Source organism: Methyloglobulus sp. (assembly GCF_964779595.1).
Window position 1 is genome coordinate 1 of the sequence record NZ_CBAROL010000049.1, and the last position, 10,429, is coordinate 10,429.

A 10,429-nucleotide genomic window follows, 5' to 3' on the forward strand; every position below is an offset into this window, starting at 1 on the left:
CAATGGCAAGAATGGTAAGGCTATCGCCTGCGCCGCTATGCGTAAACTCATTCATCTTAGCTTTGCTATCTTGAAATCAGGCGAACCTTTTGATCCTCTTTTCGCAGTAAAATAAGCCTTGACACTTGGGTTTTAAGACGGTATCTACACGCTTACTCAGGGTTTCCTTAAATATCCTTCAACAAACAACACGCAGGATTGTCTGTGCGCCAACCCAACATCTGCTAACCAAAGCACTACAGATAGTTTCTCCAAAATCAATAGGTTGTATAAGCCATTCGCTGGCTTTTCCATATTCTTTTGGTATTGTTAAAAATTCATTGAGATTCTTGGGATTGACGACACAGTGCTTCAACCCTAGAGCAATACCTCTGCCCGTTGCTTTCACAAACGCTTCTTTGCGCGTCCAGAACTGGTAGAAGGCTTGCACTTGTTGGGATTTCGGCAGTTGCTGCCAGTGGCTTTTTTCTTCTTCGGAAAAACATTTATCTACCAGCGCAACTAGGTTTTTCCTTGGTTTGCACTGCTCAATATCAACGCCTAGCTCACAGTTATAAGCCATTGCGATCACCATCTTATTGGCAGTATGCGATAAATTAAACGCCAATTCGGGATAATCAGCGAGATAAGGTTTGCCATATTCGGCCTTATGGATACGTAGCTGCTCTGGGGCTGTATTGACGGCATCTGCCAGTACAATCCTTAGTCGGGCATGGATTTCGACATAGCGTCTACGTAGCAGCTCGTTTTTAAATGCGTTAGCATGTTGCTGTTCAGTTTGGTCGAGAATGTGCCAATACTGACGGCAATCTGTTTCCGTTGCGGCAATATCGCCTTTCCATAGTTTGATGTCAGGGTTTTCCACTACGGGCTTACCCACGCTTTGCCTACACCGCGTGGATCACTGGAGGCGGTTAATTTTTTCGTGAGCTTATTTAACTGCACGGCTTGCATATCGCCGTAATTACGTTTCGTTTCCTTTAATTGATGGCCCAATGTTGATAACTTCGTAATCTCATCTTGAGATAGCGCGGCTTTTTCATATTCGATAACATCGGGCATGAATTGGTGGTGAAAACGAGGAATGCTTACCCAGGAATCGGGATTGTTGCCCTTAGCAAAATCCAGAATTCCTAACAAAACCATCGAGATAATCCGGCTACCGCCGGGCGTGCCTAATACGGCGATGCGCTCAGGTGTTTCCAGGAAAGTTGGCGTCATGCTGGACAACATGCGCTTTCCTGGCGCAATCGAATTAGCTGCGGCACCTACCAAACCATAGACGTTCATTGCACCTTCAAGGCTGGCAAAATCATCCATCTCATTATTGAGCAACACGCCTGTGGCTTCCGGTGCAAACCCGGCACCAAAAGCTGTGTTAATGCTCAAGGTTGCGGCAACGCGATTGTCGTCTTCATCAATGATGGAAAAATGTGTTGTCTGTGTACCTTGGTTTTGCTCAGGCATATCGCCTGACAAATAATTGCTGGGCAAGGCTTTGTCGTGCCTTATAGTGCTACGCAACCCTGCGGCATAATCCAAGCTGAGTAGTTGTTGGGTTGGAATGTCGATAAAATCAGCATCGCCGAGATATAAGGCGCGGTCATGGTAAGCGCGGCGCATGGCTTCTGTAATCAGGTGTTTGCGGATTATTTCATCGATTTTCTGCAAATCAAAACCTGACAAGATATTTAAGGTTTCCAGCAACACAATACCGCCGGATGATGAAGGCGGCGCACTGGTAATCGTTATACCTTGATAGCTGCCTTTTATTGGCTTGCGCTCGACGACTTGGTAAGCATCCAAATCTTCCTGACTCCATATTCCACCTGCTTTACGGACACCATTCACTAGCTTATCGGCAACTTCCCCGTCGTAAAAGCCGTCCCTGCCTGATTCGGCAAGCTGCTTCAAGGTATTTGCCAAATCAGGTTGTTTAAGTATTGAAAAGGATTTGGGTACAGAACCGTGAGACAGAAAAATAGCCGATGTATAACGATCTTTTTTGAGAACTTCGACATTGGAACCTAACATTCTTCTATGCCGTTCGGTTATGGTAAAGCCATTAGTGGCATAGCGAATGGCTGGGGCTAAACTTTCAGCTAATGTTAATTGCCCATATTTCTCCGATAAATGCACTAATCCTGCTGGCAAACCTGGAATGGCTGCTGCCAAAGCCCCATTCAACGATAAGTTCGGTATTACTTTGCCAGATTTATCCAAGAACATGGCTTTATGTGCGGCTAAAGGTGCTTTTTCACGACCGTCGATGAAGGTTTCAACGTGGTCTTTCGCCCGATGTAGCAACCAGTAGCCGCCACCACCCAAACCTGAACCTGCTGGTTCGACCACCGCTAAAGCCGCACTTACTGCCACCGCTGCATCAAACACATTGCCGCCTTTAGCGATAATCTCAAAACCTGCTTCAGTTGCTAAAGGATGTGCGGAAGCTACCGCAACCCTAGGGCTATCTCCATTTACCTGTGCCGTCCAAAGTAAGGCGAATAGGTTGATGAATGCTATATATCTTGTTAGTTTTGTCATTCCAAATTTATCGAACAGCTAAACAAGCTAGAGCTGTGTAATTTGTTAAAGATGCACTCGAAAACCCAGTAGACATGTGGTTTTTAATGGTTTGACGTAGCTTGCAGTTTTTTATCCTTTACCTTGTTAACGGTAGGTGCTGCGTTAATTGTTTTGTTCACTTTTGAATGAGTTACCAGCGTACTGTCTTCCAATTGCAAATCAAATGCCCCTAGCAAATCACCCGCACTAGCTCTCACTCCTGGCAAGGGTTCTAACCCAAACCGCAAGCTAATAAATTTGATGATCGAAGTAGTGTCATACGACGTATGGTCAACAAAATGCTGTTTGGCAAAAGGCGAGATAATGATGGCAGGTATGCGCGTCCCTGGTCCCCAGCGGTCGCCTTTGGGTGGTGCGACGTGATCCCAAAAGCCGCCGTTCTCATCGTAAGTGACAATTACAACGGTTTTTTTCCAGATTGGGCTGGTTTTGATTTTATTGAGTATCTCATCCAGGTGTTGGTCACCGGACAGCACATCAGTGTAACCAGGATGCTCGTTAAATTGCCCGGTGGGCTTATAAAAGGCGACTTGCGGCAGTGTGCCTTTTTCAATGGCTAATAGAAAATCCTCGCCATCTTGCAAATGCAGATCCCTATCAGGTGTTCCAGGCGCAAATCGGGCATAATAATTAAACGGCTGATGATGTGCTTGGAAGTTAATTGTTCCGGGCTTATCCGTATAAATCACGCTACGTTTAACATCTGGTGCTTGTCCGCCGTCTGCCACTGCTTGCTTCCAAGCCCCTGCGTACCACACCCAGGCGATATTTTTAGCAGATAAGGTATCACCAATTGTTTTTGTGGTCTGCGGTGCTAATGGCTTAGAGGTGGGATCGGCAAAGCGCGAATCACCTTCTTTTTCAGGCGGTATTTTTGAGGGTTGATAAGCTGGTTGCTTAGGTGCGATCACATAACCATCTGGGGTAAACGATAATTCTCCTCCTTCAAACTTGGGTGCGCCGTACATGGCAGATGGCGGCGAATCTGGCTTGCGTTTAAGCAAGCCCTTATCATTCAAAGGCACGCGCTCATCTTCGTCTGCTTCTGGATCGCGTGGGGTGCAAGCGCAGATTAACCATTGGTGGTTGAGGAAAGAGCCACCAAACGCGGCCATGAAAAAATTATCTGCTAGCGTGTATTCCTGCGCCCATTTCCACAACGGTAGCTTTGAGCCATCGTAATAACCCATCACCAAGCCACCAGCATTGGATATGGCGGCAAATTTGTTATTTTTCCCTCCGTTGATTTGTTCAATATTTTGGTAGAACATGTGAACAAGGTCTCGTGTCCTGGCTGATAAAGGTAAATTCAAGGTGGGCTTATCAATTTGGAACGGCTTATTTGGTAGCCGTTCAGCCAACGGTGGCTTATCTACTTCGCTTGCCCAGATGGGCGGTAACTCTTTGAATGGCTTGCCATCGTTATCGACTTGGGTATATTGTTCCTTGGTTGCTTGCTTGATACCATTCGCACCTGGGAATAAGCCATAAAGATTATCAAAACTCCTGTTTTCAGCATAGATAACGATAATGTGTTCTATGTCGTTTAAGGTGGGCTTTGCGACTGGGCGAGTTTTTGCTGCAAAACCAACGGAATTGCAACAGACCAGCAAAACAATAACAACCGCATAAATGGCATGAAAAAAGCCATTCGGTTTTGCATAATCTGAATTTTTTATTCGGGTAAAATGTCTGGGGATATTGTTCATACAGTGTTTTCCGGCTGGGCTAGGCACTTTTTTATTTTTCACGAATGGTAACACATTAATGGACTCGAAATTATCAGCTAAACCATTTAAAAATGGGCAGAATAGGGCTTTATCTTAAAATGACATCTAACTATTGCTATGACTTCAAATAACCCAATTCTCGGCTTTATCGGCATCGGTTTAATGGGTAAACCCTTGGTTTTGCGTTTGCTTAATGCGGGTAATACTGTTTACGTTTGGAACCGCAACCCAGAAAAATTGCAAGCTGTCACTCAAGCCGGAGCTATTGCCTGTTTGACTGTTGCAAAATTGGTGAAAGCGGTCGATGTGATTATTTTATGTCTTGCTGATACCGAGGTTGTCGAGTCGATTGTCCGTAACGATATTGTCAGCAATGGTTCGTCTGGCAAGTTGCTGATTGATTTATCCAGCATTCACCCTGAAACCACCAAGCAATTAGCCAAATTGTTGCAGAAACAATGCGGTATGGGCTGGGTGGATGCGCCGGTATCTGGCGGCGTGGCAGGTGCAGAACAAGGCAATCTGGCAATTATGGCGGGTGGCAACGAAGCCGATATTGCTGTCGCAAGGGAGCTATTAGAACCACTGTACCGGCAGTTAACCCACATGGGCGAAGTTGGCAGCGGTCAGATCACCAAAATCTGCAACCAGATGATTGTTAGTTGCAATGTCATGGTTATCGCCGAAATGATGGCACTGGCGAAACAAGCCGGAGTCGATGCCGTAAAAATACCGCAAGCCTTATCTGGCGGTTTTGCTGACTCCAAACCCTTGCAAATTACCGGCACGGAAATGGCTTTGGCGCAATTCGAGCCGGTAAAATGGCGCGTCAAAACCTTATTAAAAGACCTGAATATGGCGGTCGATTTATCCAAGCAACAAGGCAATGCCATTCCCATGTCCGGTTTGGCGGCACAATTGCTGCAACTGCATGGAAGTAGTGGCTATCTGGAACAAGATCCAGCCACTTTAATCAAGCTGTATTCCAAAAAATATGCTTAAATTCAGTGCTAATTTAAGCCTGTTATTCACTGAAATCGAATTGATTGGACGTTTTAAAGCCGCCAAGCAAAGTGGTTTTTCGGCAGTAGAAATTCAATTTCCCTTTAGCATTCATCCCGAAATCCTTGCTGCCCTATTGGCAGAGCAACAGTTGAAACTGGTGTTGTTTAATGTTGCCGCCGACGATCTCATGCAAGGCGGCGAAGGCCTTGCCTGTGTGCCTGAAAAAAAGGCGCAATTTGAGGAAGCCTTGGCGCAAGCGGTGGCTTATGCCCATTATGTAAAACCGGAAGCCATCAACATCCTCCCTGGGTGCTGTTTTGACAAGCGTCAAAAATCGCACTACCTGGAAACCTTCAAGGAAAACCTGTTGTTAGCGGCTGACACATTAGCACCATTAGGGATTAAGGCTGTCTTTGAAGCGATCAATACCTACGACATGCCGGGCTTTATGATCCACAGCGGTAAGCAGATGCTTAACATCGTCAAGCAACTCAAACACCCCAATCTGTTCATGCAATACGACATTTACCACATGCACCGAATGGGCGAAAACGTAGCTAGTTTTATTACCCGTCATGCCGATAAGATCGGTCATATCCAGTTTGCCGACTGTCCTGGGCGAGGCCAGCCTGGAACGGGTGAAATTGATTTTGGAAGCTTATTCGATGTTATTCGACAATCGAATTATAAGGGTTGGTGCGGTGCGGAATATAAGCCAGTCGGAAAAATGGAAAAACATTTGACTTGGTTAGAGCTATCAGATCCTTAGCCCTGGTTGGGATATTTCTTAAGTTGGCGTATTTAACTCTGAAATACAATCTTAGTTATCTTGCGAATTACTCAGCATCTTTTAATAAAATTGCCCGATTAACCATTTTTTTGACATTGGCTTCCATATTTGTAGGAAGTAAAAAAATATTGGGATGATTTTTTGCGTAAACTCTAAAAATTTCATCAGCAAAAGCTTGACCAATAGCGGTTACACCTTCAAAATCGAATATAACATATTGGAATTTTTCAATCCGAACCAGTATTCTTTTTGCTTGTGAACGAGACACTAATTTTTCATTTTCGTATTGTGCTAAACGAACTGGAACAATGGTTTTATTAAATTGAAATTCATCAGGACCCGCCGTGTAGTCATCGAAAACACTCTGAATATATCGATCAGAATTTTTTTTAATAAGCATATACACAGACGTACCTGCTTCATTTAAGGATAGCGTCGAATCAAGCACGAAATCAAACTCAAAACCTTCATCATGAGTAAACCTTACACCCTTCGAATCAATTTCAAAATTATCAAAAACTCTGGAAGTAAAAAAAATTCCTTCACCTGTGTGATTGTCAGGATCAGTAGTCAGTTTGCCTTTGGATAATTCGAATAATGCTTGTCTTTCATCCCCCAAGTTGTAGAGCCTTTTGATTTTCGTAAAAATGCCTTCGCCATCATCTATTACAGAAATCATCACTTTTTCTTTATCTCTTACAGCGGAAATGTAGACAAACTTACCCTCAGAATGGTCGATAGCATTATTAACCATTTCAGTAAAACCGTAGTGGCAAATGTCCACTATATTTTCCGGCAAACCTTCAAACACAAAAGCATATTGATTTCGCCAAACACCATCTTCAGTAAAATCTTTTGTGAGAGGAAACAGTGACTTATTCTCCCTTAAGTCCCCAAGAAAATATCTTTTACCTTTTCCAGAGCCGCTTGAATCTAACCAACCTTCCTTTTCTAACCGCTGTATATGATTATTTATAGCTTGAGGTGTTATAGAAAATATATTGGCAATATGCTTAACAATATCAGTAGAATGATATCTAAGGTCTCTAATAATTTGACGCCTTATCTGCTCGCCTTTTTCTTTATTATTCACAAGCTATCCTTTAAGAAAAATATTTTCTTAAAGGATAGCTTTGTTTGTATGAAAGTTCAAAAGATATATTTACCAAAAATAGAGCCGTAGGGCGCAATAGCCTTGGCGTATTGCGCCGGATGTAAGGTGGTACACATGCGGTGCAATACGGCTCATGCCTATTGCACTCTACGATTTTACTTTTTTGTTAACTTCAAATACTTCTGATACAAGGTTTCCTGGTTCTCAACATAATCTGGGTCTTTGGTGATGCAATCGACAGGGCAAACCTCCACACATTGCGGCAGGTCATAATGTCCTACACATTCCGTACACAAGGCGGGATTGATAACGTAAATATCTTCGCCTTGGGAAATAGCCCCATTGGGGCATTCCGGCTCGCAGACATCGCAGTTGATACATTCGTCGTATATTATCAATGACATACTTAATCCTGGCTAAACTTTTTAAGTAGCTGCTGGTAGACAATCTCTGGAACGAAAGAGGAAATATCGCCATGTAATTGGGCAATGGATTTAATCACGCTCGAGGAAATAAAGGTATATTGCTCTGGCGGCGTTAAAAATAGTGTTTCCAATTCCGGTGCGAGGTTGCGGTTCATCCCAGCCATCTGGAATTCGTACTCAAAATCCGATACCGCTCTAAGTCCCCGTAGAATAACCGTCGCACCGTGTTGTCTGGCGCAATCTACCAACAAATTACCAAACCCGATGACATCGACATTGGTGTGACTTGCAGCTGCTTGTTTAGCCAAGCTTACCCGTTCTTCCAGAGAAAACAACGGCGCTTTCCCTGCATTATCAGCAACGGCAATGATGACTTTATGGAAAAGCCGAGAGGCTCGTGCGACTAAATCCAGGTGACCGTTGGTGATAGGGTCAAAAGTGCCGGGGTAGATGACGATTATTTGCATAGGCTAGGTTTAATGGAAGGTTGGGTGAAGTAGACTAAAGCGGGGTCTCTAAAAATTCAAAAACCCCTACTCCCTTGAAGGAGAAGGTTGGGATGAGCGGATTTAAACAAAAAATGCCAGCACTATGCCGACCAAAAACAGCAAAAACACACCCACAAATGAGATTACGCCCAACACCAGCATGAACGGATTAATCAATGTCGATAGACTAATATAAGAACCCATCAATTCACGGGCTTCAGAAGCCATCGCACCAATCGACCAAAGGCTTTTCCCTGCACTAAAAAAACCAAGCTTGGGTGCTTTACCAGCGCGGATGTTTTGCACGGATTCTTGGAGTTCAGTTTTGGCATCACCGACCATATTACCTGCGATGTTGGGAAGGTCTTTTAACTCTTCCAATGCCCACCAAAACCTTGCCAGTATCAACGTTGGCAAAAAAGCAGCAATACCCACAGTTGCGGCAATCCCGATGGAATAATGTTTCAAAAAGTAACACCACACGATCAGCCAAGCCGTCACCAATACGCCCAAAATCAGGAATAAGCGCAGTCTGTTGGCAAGATTATCTACCAGCGGCAATAACCGTTCAAAAATCGACAACAGACGTTGCTTTTTTTCTGGCTCAAGAGCCGTTATTGATGGTTCTGGCATGACAATGGTATTTCAGAGACTATACTTGTTGCTATTATACCGTGTCCGTGAATTTCTGGCAGATTGCAGATGAGACGTTTATGATTCAGCTAGAAAACATAAAACCATCATAAAATTATTAGCTATAATCGTAACGGCTATACCTTAACCTGTAACCTAGATTTTTCTCCTCATTGTAAGAATAGGAAAATACTGTTCTTTTACTAACTTTTATCCGACCAGATTTGCTACAATCAAGTGGTTATAAGCTTATTTTGAGGTAACAAGGAACGTGTCACTAAAAGCCATGGCAGTTTATTGGATAAATAATAGTTATCTTAATAACTACTTAATAAAAAAGTTGTTCACTGTACGACTTGTTGTTAATTCGTGGTATTTAATTGAGCGGTTAGAGTTACATAGACATGCACTTAAGGTAAATGCCGTTTAATCCAAAAATCCCATAGCCATGCAAAAAACATTCACTTTAATGCTCTGTATGGTCGTTCTTATGTGGCAAGCTGATTTTGCTTATGCTGAAATTCACGGCACAATTACGGGTACAACCAATTATGTTTGGCGAATGTATTCCAAAAGCAATAACAGTCCAGCCATTCAAGGCAACCTCGATTATCAGCATTCATCAGGGCTTTACACAGGTGTCAGCGTCTCAAATTTTAATTTTGGCAAAAGCGAGCAAGACGAAGAGCTGTTTTTTCCCAATTCAGCACAAGTTGAAATGACCCCTTATGTGGGTTGGAGTTATAAATTTGCTGATGACTGGCGCATGGATTTGCAGTATTCGCGTTATTTTTATGACGGACTAATTTTTGATAAGAATGCTGACTATAACGAGTTCTATTTATTCCTGCATTACAAGAGTCTGCTCAGCACACAGATTTCTTATATCGATGATTATTATGGTCTAGGGCGGGCCGCGTTATTCCCTGAGTTAACGGGTCGTTACCCGATTACCGACTACCTGGAAATCTCCAGTACCTTCGGGTATGCCTATATCAAAGAAGCTCTCGCTGCCGATTATCCTTATTGGAATGTAGGTTTGACGGGGCGTTATAAATTCATCGCGCTGGATTTACGATATTACGATGCCAGGGAGATTTACTACCTGGATGCCAACGGACAAAAGTCAATCACCGACCATCCTGAAACGCTAACAGCAACAGTGGTATTTTCTCTTTCTGTCGGATTCTAAATTATTTTGGGTATCTAGGATTTGTTCAATCTTCATCTGTAAGGATTTGCTGCACGATTAATTCCCTTTGTTGGTGTTGAAAAGCCTGCGAATAGTATTCAACCGCGTGGGTTAATTGTTTGATTGTTCTGGTTGTTTTCCGCTCTTTCTTAAGTCCGTTGTCTTGTACCTGATACCACCCTATGTGATAATGCCCAGCTTGGTTATAAGATGATGTTTCTTTACCGACGCAAAGGATATTAACGATGGATGAGAACAAAAAGAAGGCACTTGGCGCTGCGCTGATGCAGATAGAAAAGCAGTTTGGCAAAGGTTCTGTCATGCGGATGGGCGATGTGGCTTCATCCCGTGATATTGATGTCGTCTCGACAGGTTCTCTGGGCTTGGACATCGCGTTGGGTTGCGGCGGCCTTCCGCGTGGGCGGGTGGTTGAAATATACGGGCCGGAATCATCAGGTAAAACCAC

At 43.6% G+C, this 10,429-nt stretch carries 10 protein-coding genes and 1 pseudogene; 4 read left to right on the forward strand and 7 right to left on the reverse strand.

Annotated features, from left to right (window positions below):
* Positions 1-178: 178 nt before the first annotated feature.
* The 3 genes from AC1YY3_RS12090 to acpA form a co-directional block, all read right to left on the reverse strand.
* Entirely contained in the window at positions 179-880 is a 702-nt protein-coding gene (locus tag AC1YY3_RS12090; RefSeq protein WP_481824714.1) for a 4'-phosphopantetheinyl transferase family protein, read from the reverse strand.
* Complete coding sequence (gene ggt, locus AC1YY3_RS12095; protein WP_481824715.1) at positions 865-2,544, reverse strand: gamma-glutamyltransferase; 1,680 nt, start codon at positions 2,542-2,544, stop codon at positions 865-867. The genes AC1YY3_RS12090 and ggt overlap by 16 nt, the downstream gene beginning before the upstream one ends.
* A gap of 83 nt (positions 2,545-2,627) precedes the next feature.
* Complete coding sequence (gene acpA, locus AC1YY3_RS12100) at positions 2,628-4,337, reverse strand: acid phosphatase (RefSeq protein WP_481824716.1); 1,710 nt, start codon at positions 4,335-4,337, stop codon at positions 2,628-2,630.
* Positions 4,338-4,433: 96 nt separating this feature from the next.
* On the opposite strand from acpA, the gene AC1YY3_RS12105 reads away from it, so the two are divergent.
* On the forward strand, positions 4,434-5,318 hold the full coding sequence (locus AC1YY3_RS12105) for an NAD(P)-dependent oxidoreductase (protein ID WP_481824717.1): 885 nt from the start codon (positions 4,434-4,436) through the stop codon (positions 5,316-5,318).
* The gene (locus tag AC1YY3_RS12110) at positions 5,311-6,090 is read left to right on the forward strand and encodes a hydroxypyruvate isomerase family protein (RefSeq protein WP_481824718.1); all 780 of its coding nucleotides are present in this window, start codon (positions 5,311-5,313) and stop codon (positions 6,088-6,090) included. The genes AC1YY3_RS12105 and AC1YY3_RS12110 overlap by 8 nt, the downstream gene beginning before the upstream one ends.
* Before the next feature lie 67 nt (positions 6,091-6,157).
* Here AC1YY3_RS12110 and AC1YY3_RS12115 read toward each other — a convergent pair whose 3' ends face one another.
* The 4 genes from AC1YY3_RS12115 to AC1YY3_RS12130 form a co-directional block, all read right to left on the reverse strand.
* Positions 6,158-7,204, reverse strand: coding sequence for an STAS-like domain-containing protein (locus tag AC1YY3_RS12115; protein ID WP_481824719.1), 1,047 nt, complete (start codon positions 7,202-7,204; stop codon positions 6,158-6,160).
* A gap of 176 nt (positions 7,205-7,380) precedes the next feature.
* Positions 7,381-7,629 carry a YfhL family 4Fe-4S dicluster ferredoxin gene (locus tag AC1YY3_RS12120; RefSeq protein WP_481824720.1) on the reverse strand — a complete coding sequence of 83 codons (249 nt, stop codon included), beginning with the start codon at positions 7,627-7,629 and terminating at the stop codon, positions 7,381-7,383.
* Positions 7,630-7,631: 2 nt separating this feature from the next.
* The gene (gene coaD, locus AC1YY3_RS12125; RefSeq protein ID WP_481824721.1) at positions 7,632-8,117 is read right to left on the reverse strand and encodes a pantetheine-phosphate adenylyltransferase; all 486 of its coding nucleotides are present in this window, start codon (positions 8,115-8,117) and stop codon (positions 7,632-7,634) included.
* Positions 8,118-8,219: 102 nt separating this feature from the next.
* Positions 8,220-8,771, reverse strand: a complete 552-nt coding sequence (locus AC1YY3_RS12130; protein ID WP_481824722.1) for a hypothetical protein — start codon at positions 8,769-8,771, stop codon at positions 8,220-8,222.
* A gap of 448 nt (positions 8,772-9,219) precedes the next feature.
* On the opposite strand from AC1YY3_RS12130, the gene AC1YY3_RS12135 reads away from it, so the two are divergent.
* The gene (locus AC1YY3_RS12135; RefSeq protein WP_481824723.1) at positions 9,220-9,963 is read left to right on the forward strand and encodes a TorF family putative porin; all 744 of its coding nucleotides are present in this window, start codon (positions 9,220-9,222) and stop codon (positions 9,961-9,963) included.
* 245 nt (positions 9,964-10,208) lie between these two features.
* Positions 10,209-10,429: pseudogene (locus AC1YY3_RS12140) on the forward strand (recombinase RecA); the annotation flags it as partial.

What these genes read in the sequence shown, in the direction of transcription:
- ggt (WP_481824715.1), bottom strand. Translation starts at nt 2,544, where the DNA reads ATGACAAAACTAACAAGATATATAGCATTCATCAACCTATTCGCCTTA.
- AC1YY3_RS12105 (WP_481824717.1), top strand. Translation starts at nt 4,434, where the DNA reads ATGACTTCAAATAACCCAATTCTCGGCTTTATCGGCATCGGTTTAATG.
- AC1YY3_RS12110 (WP_481824718.1), top strand. Translation starts at nt 5,311, where the DNA reads ATGCTTAAATTCAGTGCTAATTTAAGCCTGTTATTCACTGAAATCGAA.
- AC1YY3_RS12120 (WP_481824720.1), bottom strand. Translation starts at nt 7,629, where the DNA reads ATGTCATTGATAATATACGACGAATGTATCAACTGCGATGTCTGCGAG.
- coaD (WP_481824721.1), bottom strand. Translation starts at nt 8,117, where the DNA reads ATGCAAATAATCGTCATCTACCCCGGCACTTTTGACCCTATCACCAAC.
- AC1YY3_RS12130 (WP_481824722.1), bottom strand. Translation starts at nt 8,771, where the DNA reads ATGCCAGAACCATCAATAACGGCTCTTGAGCCAGAAAAAAAGCAACGT.
- AC1YY3_RS12135 (WP_481824723.1), top strand. Translation starts at nt 9,220, where the DNA reads ATGCAAAAAACATTCACTTTAATGCTCTGTATGGTCGTTCTTATGTGG.